17 protein-coding genes, 1 tRNA gene and 1 pseudogene are annotated in these 17201 nt (G+C 61.0%); 3 read left to right on the top strand and 16 right to left on the bottom strand.

Annotated elements, in window-relative coordinates:
• Positions 1–14: 14 nt before the first annotated feature.
• The 7 genes and pseudogenes from AABA34_RS10140 to AABA34_RS10170 all read right to left on the bottom strand — a co-directional run bounded on the left by AABA34_RS10140 (position 15) and on the right by AABA34_RS10170 (position 4235).
• Positions 15–611: a winged helix DNA-binding protein gene (locus AABA34_RS10140; protein ID WP_338302513.1), complete on the bottom strand. Its 597-nt coding sequence runs from the start codon at positions 609–611 to the stop codon at positions 15–17.
• 237 nt (positions 612–848) lie between these two features.
• Complete coding sequence (locus AABA34_RS10145; RefSeq protein ID WP_338302514.1) at positions 849–1079, bottom strand: hypothetical protein; 231 nt, start codon at positions 1077–1079, stop codon at positions 849–851.
• Between the two features lie 159 nt (positions 1080–1238).
• Positions 1239–1661, bottom strand: coding sequence for a 6,7-dimethyl-8-ribityllumazine synthase (gene ribH, locus AABA34_RS10150; protein ID WP_034953976.1), 423 nt, complete (start codon positions 1659–1661; stop codon positions 1239–1241).
• Positions 1662–1667: 6 nt separating this feature from the next.
• A complete protein-coding gene (gene ribB / locus AABA34_RS10155; RefSeq protein ID WP_034954758.1) occupies positions 1668–2918 on the bottom strand; it encodes a 3,4-dihydroxy-2-butanone-4-phosphate synthase in 1251 nt (416 codons plus the stop codon).
• Positions 2919–3494: 576 nt separating this feature from the next.
• Positions 3495–3725 (bottom strand): annotated as a pseudogene (locus AABA34_RS10160) (3,4-dihydroxy-2-butanone-4-phosphate synthase); the annotation flags it as partial.
• Between the two features lie 96 nt (positions 3726–3821).
• Positions 3822–3897 (bottom strand) — tRNA-Lys (locus tag AABA34_RS10165).
• Positions 3898–4007: 110 nt separating this feature from the next.
• Entirely contained in the window at positions 4008–4235 is a 228-nt protein-coding gene (locus AABA34_RS10170; RefSeq protein ID WP_034953978.1) for a hypothetical protein, read from the bottom strand.
• Positions 4236–4594: 359 nt separating this feature from the next.
• Between AABA34_RS10170 and AABA34_RS10175 the strand changes: the two genes are divergently transcribed.
• Complete coding sequence (locus AABA34_RS10175) at positions 4595–5305, top strand: helix-turn-helix transcriptional regulator (RefSeq protein ID WP_338302515.1); 711 nt, start codon at positions 4595–4597, stop codon at positions 5303–5305.
• Positions 5306–5314: 9 nt separating this feature from the next.
• Here AABA34_RS10175 and rodA read toward each other — a convergent pair whose 3' ends face one another.
• Genes rodA through AABA34_RS10200 form a run of 5 tightly spaced genes read right to left on the bottom strand, consistent with a single transcriptional unit; the run spans position 5315 to position 11099 of the window.
• Positions 5315–6445, bottom strand: coding sequence for a rod shape-determining protein RodA (rodA, locus tag AABA34_RS10180; RefSeq protein WP_338302516.1), 1131 nt, complete (start codon positions 6443–6445; stop codon positions 5315–5317).
• Positions 6445–8511, bottom strand: coding sequence for a penicillin-binding protein 2 (mrdA, locus tag AABA34_RS10185; protein ID WP_338302517.1), 2067 nt, complete (start codon positions 8509–8511; stop codon positions 6445–6447). Before mrdA ends, rodA begins: the two co-directional genes overlap by 1 nt.
• 26 nt (positions 8512–8537) lie before the next feature.
• A complete protein-coding gene (locus AABA34_RS10190; protein WP_338302518.1) occupies positions 8538–9098 on the bottom strand; it encodes a rod shape-determining protein MreD in 561 nt (186 codons plus the stop codon).
• A complete protein-coding gene (gene mreC, locus AABA34_RS10195; RefSeq protein ID WP_338302519.1) occupies positions 9095–10000 on the bottom strand; it encodes a rod shape-determining protein MreC in 906 nt (301 codons plus the stop codon). The genes AABA34_RS10190 and mreC overlap by 4 nt, the downstream gene beginning before the upstream one ends.
• Before the next feature lie 55 nt (positions 10001–10055).
• A complete protein-coding gene (locus tag AABA34_RS10200) occupies positions 10056–11099 on the bottom strand; it encodes a rod shape-determining protein (protein WP_034953983.1) in 1044 nt (347 codons plus the stop codon).
• A 211-nt stretch (positions 11100–11310) separates the two neighbouring features.
• Here AABA34_RS10200 and mutL point away from each other — a divergent pair, with 211 nt between their 5' ends.
• On the top strand, positions 11311–13164 hold the full coding sequence (gene mutL / locus AABA34_RS10205; RefSeq protein WP_034953984.1) for a DNA mismatch repair endonuclease MutL: 1854 nt from the start codon (positions 11311–11313) through the stop codon (positions 13162–13164).
• Positions 13165–13182: 18 nt separating this feature from the next.
• Complete coding sequence (locus tag AABA34_RS10210) at positions 13183–14223, top strand: alpha/beta fold hydrolase (RefSeq protein ID WP_051699785.1); 1041 nt, start codon at positions 13183–13185, stop codon at positions 14221–14223.
• A gap of 35 nt (positions 14224–14258) precedes the next feature.
• Here AABA34_RS10210 and ychF read toward each other — a convergent pair whose 3' ends face one another.
• From ychF to AABA34_RS10230, 4 genes are all read right to left on the bottom strand, one after another.
• Positions 14259–15359 carry a redox-regulated ATPase YchF gene (ychF, locus tag AABA34_RS10215; protein ID WP_034953985.1) on the bottom strand — a complete coding sequence of 367 codons (1101 nt, stop codon included), beginning with the start codon at positions 15357–15359 and terminating at the stop codon, positions 14259–14261.
• Between the two features lie 147 nt (positions 15360–15506).
• Positions 15507–15746: a PEP-CTERM sorting domain-containing protein gene (locus AABA34_RS10220; RefSeq protein ID WP_034953986.1), complete on the bottom strand. Its 240-nt coding sequence runs from the start codon at positions 15744–15746 to the stop codon at positions 15507–15509.
• A 147-nt stretch (positions 15747–15893) separates the two neighbouring features.
• A complete protein-coding gene (pth, locus tag AABA34_RS10225) occupies positions 15894–16463 on the bottom strand; it encodes an aminoacyl-tRNA hydrolase (RefSeq protein ID WP_338302520.1) in 570 nt (189 codons plus the stop codon).
• Between the two features lie 93 nt (positions 16464–16556).
• Positions 16557–17201, bottom strand: coding sequence for a 50S ribosomal protein L25/general stress protein Ctc (locus AABA34_RS10230; protein ID WP_338302521.1), 645 nt, complete (start codon positions 17199–17201; stop codon positions 16557–16559).

Raw genomic sequence — 17201 nt, forward strand, 5'->3', positions numbered from 1 at the left:
GCTAAGGCAACAGGTTAGGGCGCAGAGTTCAGCGCATTGGCGAAATATTCGTCCATCGCGGCAACGCCGCGTTCGGTCAGTCGCACCAGAACCCGGCGTTGGTCTTCCTTGTCATGTTCGCGCATGACGAGTCCGATATCGGCGAGAACACCCAGCCAGCGCAGGCCCGTCGTCGGTGGGGCGGCTGAGCCGATGCAGGCGCTCGACACAGAAACCGGCTTTTTCTCGGCATGGGCGATGTAGAGATCGAGCAATATATCCCAGGCCGGTTCGCCGAAGATGTCGCCATTGCCGAAAATTGATGCTCTCGTACGCCGCCTTGCATAGGTGTGGCGGGCTGCGGCTGCAAAAGCGGCGCGGTTTTGCTCTTGAATTGATGGACCCTGCGGGATTGCCGCAAACCTGGCTGTTGCTTCGGGCCAGCCGGAGGGTTTCTCAAGATTGATGGGCCCCCTCCCATCCGAGCCAATCCTGTCACGTCGACGCAGTTCGTTCGCGATCGCGAACAATTCGTCGGCAAGAAGGCCGAGATCGTGCGCCTCAGACGGGGCAGCCTCGCTTGACGCAAGAGCGATGCCTGACAAGATGCGGTTGCCCTTGACCTCTTTCATGGTTCGACCCGGAAATCAGCGGGTGGTGCTGCCCGCAAAGGGGCCGGTTGAAGCTCTGAACCGCGCAAAAACAATTCGCCCTCCAGCATAGGGCGCCCCTGACCAGCAGCCTTGCAACAGCTGCCTGCGCCCCTGACCCTTCTAGGTGAGGGGGGTAGTGCTGCACATTAAGGGAAACCTCCTAGGTTCAATCCCTTAGTTGCGGATTCAGGCCGTGACAAAACGGCTTTGCGTCAATCAATGGATCATTCGTTGCACCTTGAATGCGCAAATCAGATCGGGATCGAAATCGAACTGACTCTCAGCCTCTTCGATTAGACGAATGTTTTCCCGCAATTGCTGAATTGCTGCGTCCACATGGATCGCGGCAATGCCGGCGCCCAAGCGATCAAGCCTGCATAGCGTCATCTCAAGTACGCGCTCGCAATCGGACAGTTCGAGCCTGTCGCTCGTTCTTGTGTTTTTCACTTTTTCCCGCCCCAACGCGACCCGGAGATTTCAGGAATGTTACTTACCGATTGGTCTGATAGTCGGGGCTTATGAAGAACTGTATCCGTGGAAATACGTAGTTTAGGGCGCGCCAAAGGTTGGCGTCCCGATCTGGCACGGAACAGGTTCAGGATACCGTCAGCGATCGAACCTTGCAGCAATATCCAGCAGCGCAATTGCGGCCTTGGCTGCTTCGCCACCCTTGTCCTTTTGGGCCGGGTCGGCGCGGACGATTGCCTGCGCTTCATTCTCGACCGTGAGAATGCCGTTGCCGATAGCGATCCCGTCCATGGTCAATGCCATGATCGCACGCGCGCTTTCGCCTGCGACAATCTCGAAGTGGTAGGTTTCCCCGCGAATGACTACGCCGATTGCCACGAAGCCATCATAGTCACCGCTTTCTGCGGCAAGAGCGATGGCACCGGGGATTTCAAGCGCACCAGGGACGGTCAGCACTTCGGCTTCGTGACCTGCGGCTTCGAGCGCTGCCTTGGCGCCGGCAACAAGCATGTCGTTGAGCGAGGCGTAGAAGCGCGCCTCGACAATCAGGAATTTCGCCATCAGGAATTACTCCGGGATCGGTTTGAAATCGGTGATCGAGATACCGTAGCCATCAAGTGCCACCAGATCGGGTCGCGAGTTCGATAGCAGCACCATGTCGTGAACGCCAAGATCTGCAAGGATCTGCGAACCAATGCCGATGTTGCGGATTTCCTCGTCCTGGCTCCATTCCCCGCTGGAACCGACGCGTTGGGTAAGGATCACGATCACGCCAGAACCGTGATCGCCGATTGCACCCATTGCGCGCTGCAAGGTCCGCTTGCGTGGCCCGGGCGCACCAAGGACATCGTCGAACACTGAAATCGGGTGAACGCGGGCGAGGGTGGGTGATTCTGGGGAAATATGCCCTTTTTGAAGGACATATGCTTCATTGTTAGAAATCTTGTCACGATAGGTGATCAGGCGCCATTGGCCCCCGTAGTCGCTCTCGAAACTGCGTTCGCCCAGTCGTTCGACAAGGTGATCGTTGCGCATGCGATAGGCGATAAGATCGCGGATCGTCCCGATCTTCAAATCATGCTTGCGCGCAAACGCGACCAGATCGTCCAGGCGGGCCATCGTCCCGTCTTCATTCATGATCTCGCAAATCACGCCGCTGGGATTGAGGCCTGCTAGGCGCGAAATGTCCACTGCGGCCTCGGTATGGCCGGCGCGCACCAGAGTGCCGCCATCGCGAGCAGCAAGGGGGAAGACATGGCCAGGCGTCACAATGTCATCAGGCCCTTTGGTGGCGTCAATCGCGACGGACACGGTGCGCGCCCGGTCTGCCGCGGAAATGCCTGTGGTCACGCCTTCCTTCGCCTCGATCGAGATCGTGAAGGCGGTTTGCATGCTTTCCTTGTTGTTGCGGCTCATCGGCTCAAGGCCAAGGGCATCCACACGTGCACGGTCCAGCGCGAGGCAGATTAGGCCACGACCGTGCGTTGCCATGAAGTTGATCGCCGCCGGGGTCGCCATTTGCGCCGGTATGATCAGATCGCCCTCGTTTTCGCGGTCTTCGTCATCGACAAGGATGTACATCCGGCCGTTGCGCGCTTCGTCGATGATCTCCTCGATCCCGACCAGCACCGGGCGGTCGTCATTGGCGTCAAGAAAAGCTTCGAGCTTGGCAAGGGTTTCCGCGGTCGGGTTCCAGTCCGGCTCGCTCGCATCGCGAAGCGTATTGGCATGCAGTCCCGCAGCCCGGGCAAGGCCGGCCTTGGTCATTTCCCCGCTCTCGACAAGATTGCGGACGCGTGTGATGATCGATGTGTCCATTCCGTGCATGTAGCACATTAAAATGTGATTGCAAGCTTGAGCAGTGTCGGTTTCACCCGCTTCAACCGGCATCGTGATCGATCCGATGGAGGGTCCGGTATCGATAATTTCAGTCCGCCCATCCTTGTCTTCGGCGATGTGGATCGCGCTATCAAGCTTGGCTTGGATGTGGTTCCGGATGGCATCGAGCGAGCGGGCCGAGCCGTTGGCATTGTAGAAGATCGGTCGGTTCGCCCGGGCCTCGCGCGGGAAAAGGGATGCCGCCGTCCGTCCGGGATTGCGGCGCCATTCGGAAAGAAAGCGCACGGCGCCTCCCGTACCGAGGAAATGGGCGAGGTACAGCTCCGCATGACTGGCCTCGCGTCCCAGTGTCCGCCTCAGTCGCTCGCCATTCTCCAGCGCATAGGCTGCCGCCATCAAAGCGGCGATCTGCGGGTCTTCGCGCAGTTCCAGGCGGGCCTGACGAGACTTGCGGACATGCTCTGAAATGCCGAGACTCTCGCCATTGCTTTCCAGATTGGCGAGCCAGGTGCGCTCAATGAACTGGAACAGTCCGGTTGCACTGGAATTTCGCGCCTTTGCTTGCGGATTGAGCCCGGATTCGATCTGCGCCTTGGCCAAGAGGTAATGGTAGTCGACCCCGGTGCGATCCGATGCCTGCCGGATGGCGAGCTTCACCTGATGCTCCCGTGAGAATTCGGTGGAATAGCGAGCCGTCAACTCCATCGATTGTGCATGCGCAGAGGCGCCGCCCGTCAGAAGGAGCGTCGCAAGGGCCATACCGAAGAGGGCAAACAGCCGCGCCATGGCGGCCGGTGTAGGGGAGCGGGGTTAACGCTTTTCTTCAGAAAACGCGATTTTTCAGGCGTTTGGCCACGATGATGGTTAAGATCGGTATAAGGGTGGTGGACGCACTAGGGCTCGAACCTAGGACCCGCTGATTAAGAGTCAGCTGCTCTACCAACTGAGCTATGCGTCCATGCCGATTCTACATCGGGACACCGGATTGGACCGAAAACTCGAGGCCACGAATCAGGTGAGGCGCTGCATATAGCGTGCCTTCTGCAGATGAAAAGCCTTATCCGACCGCTATGGCACCTGACTGCCGGAATCGCGTGCGAGGCGCCAGCGCGCATCATCGGTCAACGCCACCACTGAATCGAAGCGGTTGGTGTGGTCTGGCTCGATCTCAACCATGCCAATCCGCTCCAATCTGGCTAGCGCACTCAAGGCTTCGGGCTGCGTCAGGCCTGTGATCCGATGCAATTCGACGAGCCGGGTCGGGAGCCCTTGTTTTTCACGCTGGTGGATCGCCATGACAAGCGGTGATGCGAGTGTGGTGTCTCGGACGCCTTCTGGTTTCTTGCCGCGTATTCGCGTAAGCAAGCTGGCAAGCGACGCTCTGGTCGCATCCCGAAAATTTCGCATCACTATCCCTATAAATCAGGGCCTTGCTCAAGGAAGCTGATGCCTGTCGACAGGTGCGCGCAGCCAGGTAAATGCACCTGCCGACAGGACTTGGGACAGCCAGTTGCCCTTTGAGCAAGACCGGCAATGCGACCCGGTGACCCTCGCTCCTCAAAGCGTGTTAACCATATGGATCGGAGGGGTGGAGAAGATAAAGTCGCCCACTTGGGTGACGTATATTTCTGCAAGTTCAATGGTATCATGACGTCATGCAAAGCCATTACGATCGCATAGAGACGCTCGTCGATATCGGCGCCGTCCTCACCTATCTGCGAGACTTGGCGATTTCATCGGGCGTTGCCCGCATGAGCTATTACGTGAAGCCGCAGTTCGAGAACGCCGCTTCGGTGGCCACCAGCGTTTTCTCCTACGGCTATGATCCCGAGTGGCTCGCCCTGTATGATGAACAGGGCTTCCGACTGCTCGATCCGATCCCAGATCGCGTCATGGAGTTCGGGGCGCTGATGACATGGCAGGATGCAATGGGCTGGAAGCCCAACACGTCCGAGCAGGAAACCTGTTTCGAGCGGATGCGCGAATTCGGCCTGCTGCATGGCTTTGGCCTCCCGCTTTATGGCCGGAACGGGCGGGACGCCTATGCGGCCTTTGATTTCCTGCGCCATGTCGACGAGGTCGATCCCGATGCGGTCGGACTGATCCGCAGCATGGCGCAAGCCGCGCACCAGCGGATCTCGATCATCGTCGAATACAAATATGGCGGGCCCTTGCTGTCAGAGCGCGAAGCGGAGGTGCTCACTTGGCAGGCGCGCGGCAAATCGAACAACTCGATTGCGACTATCCTCGACCTGTCGCCGGATACGGTGAAGACCTACTCCAAACGGATCTACGCCAAGCTCGAAGTGACCGACCGGGTCGGGGCCGTCGTCAAGGGGCTCAAGCTGGGTCTGGTCAAGATCTGACCGGCCTGATCAACCGCTCAGCCCGCCCCGTGGTGCGTTACGGTTCCAGCGGTTCACCATCATCAGGGCGCCGATGCAGATCATGTTCGTCATCATCGACGATCCGCCGTGGCTCATGAACGGAAGCGGTATGCCGACGACAGGGGCAAAACCCATCACCATCAACAGGTTAACTGCCACATAGAAGAAAATGGTTGCGGTCATCCCGGCAGCAAGAAGGCTGGCAAACCGATCTCTGGATTCCCGGGCGACCCGCATGCCCCAGCGCAGGATTATGCTGAACACCGCAAGCACGAACAGGCCGCCGACAAGGCCCCATTCCTCGGCCATGGTGGCGAAGACGAAATCGGTGTGCGGTTCGGGCAGATACTGCAGGTGGCTTTGCGAGCCGTTGTTGAAGCCTTTGCCGAACACGCCGCCTGATCCGATCGCGATCTTGGACTGGGTGATGTGATAGCCCGCGCCCAAGGCGTCGGCTTCCGGATCGAACATCGTCATTACGCGGCGTTGCTGGTATTCCTGCAGGCCGAAATAGAAGATCAGCGGCGCAGCTGCGACTGCCGCAACACCCCCGCCGATGAACCAGCGCAAAGGCAAGCCGGCCAGCAGCATGACGACTGCTCCGCCGAAACCGATGGCCAACGCCGTACCGAGATCAGGTTGCAGTAACACCAGCGCCATGGGCAGCGCGACAAGCGCACCCGGCAGCACCAGAGCCCGCCACCCAGTGATCAGACCCACCGGCAGGGTGGAGTAGAACTGCGCCAAGGTCACCACGATCACTGGCTTCATCAGTTCGGATGGTTGCAGCACCATGAAACCGAGATCGAGCCAGCGCTGGCTACCACCGCGTAGTGCACCCATAGCCTCAACGGCCATTAGCATAACTAGAACAACGATATAGGCAGGATAAGTCATAAACCGCACGAATTCGCGCGGCAGGCTCGCGATGACCGCAGCCATGATCATGAAGACGGCAAAGCGGACAAGATGCGACGCAGCGAAGGGCTGCATCGATCCGCCAGCGGCGGAGTACAGAACCGCCGCGCCAAAAGCGACCAGCATGAACAGCGGGATCAGCATCGACCACGGCTGCCGCGCGATCGGTTCTGGGACTATACCGGTGCGTTCGCGTTGCATCACTGCGCCTCCGCCTGCGCAGCGGCATTATAGGCATCGGGCGGCGGGGAGCCGGACGCGGCCTGATTTTCGCGCGGCTCGACAAATTCTTCGCCGATTTCCTGTGTCCGCGCCGCATCAAGCCTTGCTTCGGCCTCGACCCGGTCGAATATCTCCTCGTCGCGTCGCGGGGGCGGAGTGACAGCTGCGCCCCGTTCGGCTGCATAGGCGGCGTAGCGCTTCTCCAGCCGTTCCTGCGCTGTGCCTCCCCATTGCTGCTCGAGAGCGCGCAGCGCCTCCAGCCCCTTGGCCGGATCGAACATGAAGGTCATTACGTCGCGCGCAATCGGATAGGCCGCGCCTGATCCGCCGCCATGTTCGATCACGACAGCGCCGGCGTAGCGCGGTTTGTCAAATGGGGCGAAGAACACGAACAGGCCGTGATCGCGGTATTTCCAAGGGCCGCTGCGACCATCGGAAATGCTCAGGGACACGACCTGAGCTGTCCCGGTCTTCCCGGCAATCTGGATGTCAGGGAAGGGCAGCGCCGCGCGCCGCGCCGTGCCAGCGCCATTGACGACATTGCTCATCGATTGGCGGATGAACTGCACCTGGTCTTCCGGGAAATCGACCTGATCGAACCCGCGCGGCGGTGTGTCGAGCGTCAGGCGCGGTTCGACGTGACGCCCCGTTGCGAGGCGGGTACTCATCACCGCCAATTGCAGCGGGCTGGCGAGGTAGTATCCCTGTCCGATGGAGGCGTTGACCGTATCGAACGGTTGCCATTCGCGCCCGAACTTGTTGAATTTCCAATCGGAACTGGGGACGGTGCCATAGAACTGGCTGGTCACGGGCAGATCGAATTCCTGCCCCATGCCGAGGTATTTCGCCATCTCGGCGACCTTGTCGAAACCGACCTGCTGCGCGAAGTGATAGAAATAGCTGTCACAACTTTGGGCAATCGCCTTGTCCATGTTGACGACGCCGTGATTGGAGTGACAGCGGAAAAAACGGTTGCCGATCCGGCGTCCGCCGCCGCACACGATGGTTTCTTCCGGGCGCACACCCTCTTTCAGGAAGGCCATGCAATGCATCGGTTTCACCGTGGAGCCGGGTGGATACAGCCCTTTAAGCACCTTGTTGCGCAGTGGCACGCGCTGGTCGTCGCGCAGCATCGCGTATTCGACGCTGCCGATCCCGTCGGAAAAGCTGTTCGGATCGAAGCTGGGCATGGAGGCCATGCACAGAAGGTCGCCCGTGGCGCAGTCCATCACCACCACGGATCCGCTTTCAAGGCCGATGCGGCGCGCGGCGTAATCCTGAAGCGGTCCGTCGATGGTAAGCCGTACCGGATCGCCCTGAATATCCTCGCGGGTTTCGAGATCGCGCACGATGCGCCCGCCCGCCGTCACTTCCACCCGGCGCGCTCCGGGTACACCGCGCAGTTCCTGTTCAAACTGCTTTTCCAACCCGTCCTTGCCGATCTTGTAGCCCGGTGTGATCAGGATCGGGTTGCGATCCTTTTCGTATTCCTCGGCCGATGCCGGGCCGACATAGCCGATCAGATGCCCGACGGATGATGCGGTAGGGTAGTAGCGCGAAAAGCCGCGCTGGGGGACGACACCCTGCATGTCAGGCAGGCGTACGCTGAGCGCGGCGAATTGCTCGTAATTCAGGCCGCTGGCGACTTCGACAGGGGCAAATCCGCGCGCGTTTGCAACCTCGGTCTTGAGGTCGGCGATGCGGTCCGCCTCAAGCTCCAGCAGTTCGCCGATCTGGTCGATCATCGCATCGGGATCGGTCAGGCGATCAGGAATGATATCGACGCGGAAGTCGGCGCGGTTCGAGGCAAGCGGTGCGCCGTTGCGATCAAGTATCCATCCACGGCGAGGCGGGATCAGCGTGAGGTTGACCCGGTTGCTTTCGGATTCCAGCCGGTATTTCTCGTTCTCGGCAATAGCGAGATAGGCCATGCGTCCGGCCAGCAATATGCCGACACCATACTGCACCGCACCGACGACAAATGCGCGCCGGTCAAACGTGTTCTTGAGCGTTGACGCGTTGACCAGCGGTCCACGCCTTTGCACGCCGGTTTTCAACTTGAAAAACCGCTTCACCCTATCCTCCGCGTGCGCGAAAGGCGGAACCGGTCAAGCCAGGCGACAAAGCGGGCGAACAGCGGATACAGCAGAACCGCGAGAACAAGCTGCGGAATCGCCGCGATGAGAAGATGCGAGGTCAGGTTTGCGCCCGTGGCCACCATGGCTGCGATGATATAGAGCACAATGCCTAGACCGGCGGTGAACCAGTCCTGCCAGAAGCCCCGCCAGGGGAACCGGGTTTCAATGATTTCCAGCACGATCATGGTGACTGACCATAGCAGAATGGCGCTGCCGAAGGGCTGCCCGCTGAACAGGTCATCAAATGCTCCAAGCGGAGCACCCGCCCACAACGGCAAGAGGCCGGGCCGCATCATGCGCCAGACAAGGAACATGAGATAGCCGAGTGGCGGCACGAGCGGCATCACGTCGGCCATCAGCAGGAATGGCAGAAGCGATCCGAGCATGATCGAAACGTAGGGCACTGAAAGAGCGCGCCAAGGTGACTCGACGCGGTTGATGCCTCCGCGACCATAGGCCCGGCGCTGCGTCGGCGGGGCAAGACGATCAATCAATCCTCAAGCTCCGCATCGCTCAGTTCGTCGCGCGCGCGCACTTCAGATGCCTGCACCGCCAGCGGTTCGTAAACAGGTTCGACCACGACGAAATTGGTCGCCGCCGGTTCTGCGATCAGGCGGGCGATGCCGCCATCGGCGGTCTTTTCGCTAAGGACGGCGACAGCAACACCGGGGCGGTAATATCCGCCTGCACCGCTGGTGACGAAGACGTCCCCGACTTCGAGCGGGTTGAGACCGAGATTGATCAGCCGGATGCGCAGCATTCCATCGCCGCGCCCTTCGGCAAAGGCAACGGTCTGATCCTTTGCCCGGCGAACAGGGAGCACGCTTTCGCTATCGGTCAACAAGAGTACGCGTGAGGAAAAGCGCGAAGTTTCGAGCACCCGCCCGATTACGCCGCGTTCTGAATGCACCGGCATACCGATTTCGACACCGTCATTCTTGCCGACCCCGATATAGGCAAACCGCCGTGCGCTGGTCGCACTTGACCCGACGAGCCGCGCCGATGCGACGGGCTTGGTGGTCTCGCTGGCAAGGCCCAGCAAAGCCTTCAGCCGCCGGTTTTCGGTTTCAACCGCTTGCGCTTCGGCAAGCCGGATGCGGGCAAGTTCGACTTCGCGGCGCAATTCGGCATTCTTGCTACCGGCGCGCCAGTATCCTGCGATGCTTGCAAGAATGCCCTGGCTTTCGCCGCGCACGGTTCCGGTGGCTTCACCGACCGGGCTGACAGCATCGGTCGCGGCTCCGCGAAGGGGCTGGAACGTCGCGGGCTGCCACAGCGATATCGCCAGCAGGCCAAGCCCCGCCAGCGCACCGAGCGTAGCCAGCAGATACCCGGTGAAGACCGAATATTGCTGCTTCTTCGAAAAGCCCGATCGACGCGATGATGGCGGCGCCATGGCCTGATATTTCCCTTGTCTTCATCTCCCCCGCAGCGGCTGCGTGGAATTGCACTTATGCAGTCATCAGAACGCCGCGATAGACCGGATCTTCCATTGCCCGGCCGGTGCCGATTGCAACGCAGGTCAACGGATCTTCAGCGATGGATACCGGCAGGCCGGTTTCTTCGCGCAGATGTTCATCGAGGCGGCGGATCAACGCGCCACCACCGGTAAGCACGATACCCTGATCGACGATATCCGCCGCCAGTTCGGGTGCGGTGTTTTCAAGCGCGATCCGGACACCCTCGACGATGGCGCCGATCGGTTCGGACAGCGCCTCGGCGACGTGCGCCTGATTGATCGTGATTTCCTTGGGCACGCCATTCACAAGGTCACGGCCTTTCAGCGTGATGGTTTCGCCCACGCCGTCTTCGGGAACCATGGCGATGCCGTAGTCCTTCTTGATCCGTTCGGCGGTTGAGTCGCCAATCAGAAGGTTGTGGTGGCGGCGGACATAGCTGACGATGGCTTCGTCCATCTTGTCGCCCCCGGTGCGGACCGAGGTGGTGTAAGCAAGACCGCGCAGGCTCAAAACCGCGACTTCGGTGGTGCCGCCGCCGATATCCACGACCATGCTGCCCACCGGCTCGGTCACGGGCATGTCAGCCCCGATTGCCGCCGCCATGGGCTCAAGGATCAGGTGGACTTCCGACGCGCCCGCGTTCGAGGCCGCGTCGCGGATTGCGCGCTTTTCCACCGAGGTTGAGCCCGAGGGTACGCAGATCACGATTTCGGGATAGCGGAACAGGTTGCGCTTGCCATGCACCTTGCGGATGAAGTGCTTGATCATTTCTTCCGCAATTTCGATGTCGGCGATCACGCCATCGCGCAGCGGGCGGATGGCTTCGATGCTGTCCGGAGTCTTGCCCATCATCATCTTCGCATCATCGCCCACGGCCTTGACGCGCTTGATCCCGTTGATCGTCTCGATTGCGACAACGGACGGTTCGTTGAGGACGATGCCCTGATCCTGGACATAGACCAGCGTGTTGGCCGTCCCCAGATCGATGGCCATGTTTTGCGAACCGAATTTGAACAGGTTGTTCCAGAAGCTCATTTTATCGTTTTCCGTAGCCGGGAGCAGCCGTGGCGGAAGCCTGTGAGGGGAACCCGCAAGGGGCAGGGTGTCCGCAACCGATCCCAAAATTGACAAGACCCAATGCGCCTAGCGAAACCTTGACGCAATTGCTAAAATTTTTGTTGACTGAAGGGGGGATTTTCCCCCGCTCCCCTCGAATTTGCGGCGTGTGAGGGCTAGCATGCGACAAATGGCCCAAATTCGCCGCCTTCCCAACGAGCTTGTGAACCGTATCGCCGCCGGAGAGGTGGTAGAACGGCCTGCTGCCGCGCTGAAAGAGCTGGTCGAGAACGCGATTGATGCGGGCGCGCGGCGAATCGCTGTCGCTTTGGTGGATGGCGGGCTGACCCGGCTCGAAGTCACCGACGATGGTTGCGGCATGAGCGCGGATGACATGGCGCTGGCGTTGGAACGGCATGCCACATCGAAACTGCCCGATGATGCGATCGAGATGGTGACGACGCTGGGTTTTCGCGGCGAGGCGCTGCCGTCGATTGCCAGCGTCGCGCGCCTGACGCTGGAAAGCCGGGTGGCAGGAGCAGCGGACGGGTGGCGCCGGGTGGTCGACCACGGGCAACTGGTCGAGGACGGACCGGCTGCCGTGCCGCATGGAACGCGGGTGAGGGTGGAGCAGATCTTTGCCAAGGTGCCCGCGCGCCGCAAGTTCCTGCGCACTCCACGCAGCGAATACATCGCCTGCCTCGATATCGTCCGGCGACTGGCGATGGCGCGGCCCGATATCGCCTTCACGCTGGAAAACGGGGCGGAGGGCAAAACCCGCAAGGGGCTTTCGACGCAAAGCGACGAGGCGCTGTCGACCCGCGTTTCGCAGATCGTCGCGCGCGAATTGAAGGACAATGCGGTCGAAATCGATCTTGCGCGGGAAACACCGCACGGGGTCATGCGGCTGACGGGGCTGGCGGGCCTGCCGACCTACAATCGCGGGGTTGCCGATCACCAGTATCTGTTCGTCAACGGCCGTCCGGTGCGTGACAAACTGCTGACTGGGGCGGTGCGCGGGGCCTATTCCGACATGCTGGCGCGCGATCGGCACGCGGTGCTGGCGCTGTTCCTCGACATCCCGCCGCAGGACGTCGATGTGAACGTCCACCCGGCGAAAACCGAAGTGCGCTTTCGCGACAGCGCAGGGGTGCGCGGCTTTATCGTCAGCGGACTTCGTCAGGCGCTGGCAACCGGCGACAGGCGCAGCGCGCAGGGGCCGGACAGGGGCGCCATGGCACGCTGGCAGGCGGAGCCCGTTGCGGAGCAACCCGCCGCCATGCGCTCGATCTTCGAAGGGCGTGATTGGGCCGCGCAGCCCGCGCCATCAGCAACACTTGGCGAACCGCGCCCGGCATGGAATGCACCCGCGCCAATCATACCCTCTCCCGCGCTTCCTTCCGGCCGAGCCGAGGAAGCAGCGCCTCTCCCGCAAGATGCTGCTCAATATCCGCTGGGCATCGCGCGCGGGCAGGTCGCCAACACCTATATCGTCGCGGAAAGTGCCGACGGGCTGGTTCTGGTCGATCAGCACGCCGCGCACGAGCGACTGGTTCTCGAGCGGCTGAAACGGGCAGGGGCGGAGGAGGCCGTTACCCGGTCTCAGGCATTGCTTGTCCCTGATGTGGTGGAAATGGACGAAGCCGATTGCGATCGTCTGGAGGACGCAGCCGAGGGGCTGGCGCGTTACGGATTGCAGGTCGAACGCTTCGGCCCTGCCGCCATGCTGGTGCGCGCCGTACCAAGCGCGATTGCCAAGGCCGACACGACCAAACTGCTGCGCGACCTTGCCGACGATATCGCAAAGCACGGCAAGCAGGACGACAGCGGATCGCTGTTGCTTGCCGAACGGCTCGAATATGTTCTCGCGACCATGGCCTGTCACGGATCGGTCAGGGCAGGGCGGGCGCTCAGCGTCGCCGAAATGAACGCCCTGCTGCGCGAAATGGAAGCAACTCCGCGATCAGGCCAGTGCAATCACGGGCGCCCGACCTGGGTGAAGCTGAGCATGGAAGACGTCGAAAAGCTGTTCGGGCGGCATTAGGCCCGCGAAAGGGGTGCCATGAAGAAGATTGTCCTTGGCGTGATTGCGGTTTTGATCGTCGGGGCCGCCGTATTGGCAATCTATGCCACTCGCGATGGTTCGCCGGTGACACCCAAAGGCGCGGGCACTGTCACCACCGCATCAGGCGAGTTCGAAGGCTTTCCTGTCCCCGATTATGCGCAGGCAATGATCGGGCCGGATTACAAAAGCTATCTTGTCGAGGTGGAGCCGGGCATAAAGATGCACGTGCTGGAAGTCGGCGAGGGCTACCCTGTCTACATGCAGCACGGCAATCCGACTTCGGGCTTCCTTTATCGCAAGGTCGCCGACGTCCTGCCAAAGGACCAGTTCCGGATCATCATGCCGACACTCGTCGGGCTTGGCTTTTCCAGCAAGGTTCCGGCCAGCGAACACAGACTTGAAAATCACCTGCGCTGGACGGCCAAACTGATCGAGCAGCTCGATCTGGGACAGGCGATCTATGTCGGTCAGGATTGGGGCGGGCCTATCGGCATGGGCGCGCTTGGGCGCAATCCGGGTGTCATTTCGGGGGCGGTTGTGATGAACACCGGCTTCAACGCCCCCACCGAAAAGGGCGACATTTCCGCCGCGCACGCTGCGGTGAAGACGCCCGTAATGGGCGAGTTCATGCTGGAAACATTCGGTTCGATCTTCGACCGTCTGCCGGGTGCTCAAGGTGATCCGGATTCAATGCCGACCGATGTCTTGCAACTCTATGGCCAGCCATTGCGCGATGACGGGAACATCAAGGCACCGCTGGCCATGATGCGGATGGTTGCGGACGGCCCCGATCATCCCAGCGCCACCCAGATGCGCGAGATTGAAAGCTATGTAGCAACGCTTGATCTGCCCGTGCGGATAGTCTGGGGCATGGCGGACCCGATCCTGGGCAGCAGGCTGGACCTGATGCGGGCCAATTTCCCCGATGCGCCCGTCACCGAAACCACGGCAGGACATTTCCTGCAGGAGGAAGTGCCCGCCGAGATTGCGGCCGCGGTGATGGACGTCTTCGCAGCGGTTGATGCGCAGAAGGAATAAACCCTGCCGGTTAAGGCGCGAGGGCGCTGATTTGCCTAGACGTTGAACTTGAACAGCAGCACGTCGCCGTCCTGTACGACGTATTCCTTGCCTTCCTGCCGCAGTTTGCCTGCTTCCTTCGCGCCCGCTTCGCCGCCGAGAGTAACGTAGTCCTCATAGGCGATGGTTTCGGCGCGGATGAAGCCGCGTTCGAAGTCGGAGTGGATCTCGCCCGCCGCCTGCGGAGCCTTGGCGCCGTCGGGGAAGGTCCAAGCGCGCGCTTCCTTGGGGCCGGCGGTGAAGAACGTTTTGAGGCCCAGCAGCTTGTATCCGGCGCGGATCACGCGGGCGAGGCCGCTTTCGGCAAGACCCAGCGACTCCAGATATTCGACGCGGTCTTCGGGCGGCATGCCAACCAGTTCGGCCTCGATTGCGGCGGATACCACCACCGCCTGCGCGCCTTCGGCTTCGGCCTTGGCAAAGACGGCTTCTGACAGGGCGTTGCCGGTCGCGGCTTCGTCTTCGGCCACGTTGCAGACGTAGAGCACCGGCTTGGCGGTGAGCAGTTGCGCCTGCTTCAAGACGCGCGCTTCCTCGTCATCCTTGGGTTCTGTCAGTCGGGCGGGCTTGCCGTCCTTGAGCAGTTCGAGCGCCTGACCCAGCACCGATGCCATGATCTTGGCTTCCTTGTCCCCGGTGGTGGCGCGCTTGGCCGCGTTTGCCACCCGCTTTTCGAGGCTTTCGAGATCGGACAGCATGAGCTCGGTCTCGACCACTTCGGCGTCCGCGATCGGATCGACCTTGTTGGCGACGTGCTGGATGTCGTCATCCTCGAAACAGCGCAGCACGTGCACGATGGCGTCCACTTCGCGGATGTTGCCGAGGAACTGGTTGCCCAGACCTTCGCCCTTGCTCGCGCCTTTGACGAGTCCGGCGATATCGACGAAGGCGAGCTGGGTTTCGATCACCTTCGCGCTGCCCGCGATGGCGGCGATCTTGTCGAGCCGCTCGTCCGGGACGGCGACCTGGCCGACATTCGGCTCGATGGTGCAAAAAGGATAATTCGCGGCCTGTGCGGCCTGCGTTTCGGTAAGGGCGTTGAACAGAGTGGACTTGCCGACATTGGGCAGGCCCACGATCCCGCAGCGGAAACCCATTGGGCTACTCTTTCGTGAAAGCGTTGAGAAAGAGCCGCGCCTTAGCGCCGCCTGTCGCAATTGGCCAGAGGGTGCACGCCAACGGGAAAGGGCGCGCCCCGCATAACGGAACGCGCCCTTCGAAGACTCATTTGCCGTATGTGGCGATCAGGCGGCTTGCTTGCGCCGACGCTTGGTCAGCATGAAAGCGGCTGCGCCCGCACCGAACAGCATCATGCTGGAAGGTTCAGGCACCGGAGTGCCGCCAGAAGACCCACCCGACGACCCGCCCGAGCTGCTGCTGATCGGCGGTTCCTGCGGCGGAGGCTTCAGCGCGTGGACCGGAGCCGCGGCGATACCGATCGCGGCAATCACGATGAGCGCGTGAACGAAATTGATGGAACGCATTGATTGAGACCCTCAAATTGATTTTGGGCAGTAGACTTACGCCCTCACAATTCGACTGTATATCAACGCCTTGTTTCGTGCAGTCGGGATTGCCAGCATGTCCCATTCTGGCTCAGGTTACCGGCGCGTTAACCCTGTTTTGCGTGATCAATCCTGCATCCTCAGGGCAATGTCGCTCATGAATCGGGCATCGTCGCCTGCGGCCAGCCATTCCGATTCTGCCGCGATTGCACCGAGCATGGTGGCGAGATCATCCTGTTCGTCCTTGGCGTAATTGCCCAGAACATGGCCGGTGACGCGATCCTTGTGGCCGGGGTGGCCGATGCCGATGCGAACCCGGCGAAATTCAGGCCCGATGTGCCGGTCGATCGATTTCAGCCCGTTGTGCCCCGCAGTTCCACCGCCCTGCTTCACCTTGACCTTGAACGGGGCGAGGTCGAGCTCGTCATGGAAAACCGTGAGCGCAGAGGGATCGAGCTTGTAGAACCGCAGCGCCTCGCCAACCGCGCGCCCGCTTTCGTTCATGAAAGTCGCGGGTTTCAGCAGCAGAACCTTGCTGGACCCGATCCGGCCTTCCTGGACCCAGCCGGAAAATTTCTTCTGCACCGGGCCGAAGCCATGCATGTCGGCGATCACGTCGAGCGTCATGAAGCCGACGTTGTGCCGGTGCAGCGCATAGCGCGGTCCGGGATTTCCTAGGCCAGTCCAGATCTGCATGAGCGCGCTGTAGCGGCGGGAATTCCAAAACAAAACACCGGACTGGTTTCCCAGCCCGGTGTCTTGGTGATTTCAATCGTCAGAGGGGGAGGATCAGTCCTCGCCACCTTCCTCTTCGGCTGCTTCATCATCAGCAGCTTCGGTGCTGTTGTCGCCTTCGCTCTTCTTGAGCGAGGACGGAGCAACGAGCGTAGCGATGGTGAAGTCGCGATCGGTAATCGCGCTGGCGCTGCCTTCGGGCAGGTTCACTTCGCTGATGTGGATCGAATCGCCGACATCCTTGCCGGTCACGTCGATTTCGATTTCGCCCGGAATCTTGTCTGCAGCGCAAACCAGTTCGAGTTCGTGACGCACAACGTTGAGAACGCCGCCCTTCTTCAGGCCGGGCGACTTTTCTTCGTTGATGAAGATCACGGGAACCGAAACATCGACCTTCGCATCCTTCGACAGGCGGAAGAAGTCCGCGTGCGTCGGGCGATCGGTCACGGGATGCAGCGCGACATCCTTGGGAAGGGTGCGGATCGTTTCGCCGCCCACTTCGATATTGACGATCGAGTTCATGAAGTGGCCGGTCATCAGCTGACGGACCAGTTCCTTTTCCTCGACGTGGATCGTCGTGGGTTCTTCCTTGCCACCGTAGATGACTGCGGGAATCCGACCTTCGCGGCGAAGTGCTCGGGAGGCTCCCTTGCCTGCCCGTTCGCGGCGTTCGGCCGGCAAAGTGAGAGTGTCGCTCAT

It is taken from the genome of Erythrobacter sp. Dej080120_24, assembly GCF_036322605.1.
Taxonomy (GTDB): Bacteria; Pseudomonadota; Alphaproteobacteria; order Sphingomonadales; family Sphingomonadaceae; genus Erythrobacter; species Erythrobacter aurantius.

Excerpts from the sequence above, each read along its gene's own strand:
- AABA34_RS10140 (WP_338302513.1), bottom strand. The coding sequence starts at position 611 with ATGAAAGAGGTCAAGGGCAACCGCATCTTGTCAGGCATCGCTCTTGCG.
- ribH (WP_034953976.1), bottom strand. The coding sequence starts at position 1,661 with ATGGCGAAATTCCTGATTGTCGAGGCGCGCTTCTACGCCTCGCTCAAC.
- ribB (WP_034954758.1), bottom strand. The coding sequence starts at position 2,918 with ATGGACACATCGATCATCACACGCGTCCGCAATCTTGTCGAGAGCGGG.
- AABA34_RS10170 (WP_034953978.1), bottom strand. The coding sequence starts at position 4,235 with ATGGCGATCCACCAGCGTGAAAAACAAGGGCTCCCGACCCGGCTCGTC.
- AABA34_RS10175 (WP_338302515.1), top strand. The coding sequence starts at position 4,595 with ATGCAAAGCCATTACGATCGCATAGAGACGCTCGTCGATATCGGCGCC.
- rodA (WP_338302516.1), bottom strand. The coding sequence starts at position 6,445 with ATGCAACGCGAACGCACCGGTATAGTCCCAGAACCGATCGCGCGGCAG.
- mreC (WP_338302519.1), bottom strand. The coding sequence starts at position 10,000 with ATGGCGCCGCCATCATCGCGTCGATCGGGCTTTTCGAAGAAGCAGCAA.
- AABA34_RS10200 (WP_034953983.1), bottom strand. The coding sequence starts at position 11,099 with ATGAGCTTCTGGAACAACCTGTTCAAATTCGGTTCGCAAAACATGGCC.
- mutL (WP_034953984.1), top strand. The coding sequence starts at position 11,311 with ATGGCCCAAATTCGCCGCCTTCCCAACGAGCTTGTGAACCGTATCGCC.
- AABA34_RS10210 (WP_051699785.1), top strand. The coding sequence starts at position 13,183 with ATGAAGAAGATTGTCCTTGGCGTGATTGCGGTTTTGATCGTCGGGGCC.
- ychF (WP_034953985.1), bottom strand. The coding sequence starts at position 15,359 with ATGGGTTTCCGCTGCGGGATCGTGGGCCTGCCCAATGTCGGCAAGTCC.
- AABA34_RS10220 (WP_034953986.1), bottom strand. The coding sequence starts at position 15,746 with ATGCGTTCCATCAATTTCGTTCACGCGCTCATCGTGATTGCCGCGATC.
- pth (WP_338302520.1), bottom strand. The coding sequence starts at position 16,463 with ATGCAGATCTGGACTGGCCTAGGAAATCCCGGACCGCGCTATGCGCTG.
- AABA34_RS10230 (WP_338302521.1), bottom strand. The coding sequence starts at position 17,201 with ATGAGCGACACTCTCACTTTGCCGGCCGAACGCCGCGAACGGGCAGGC.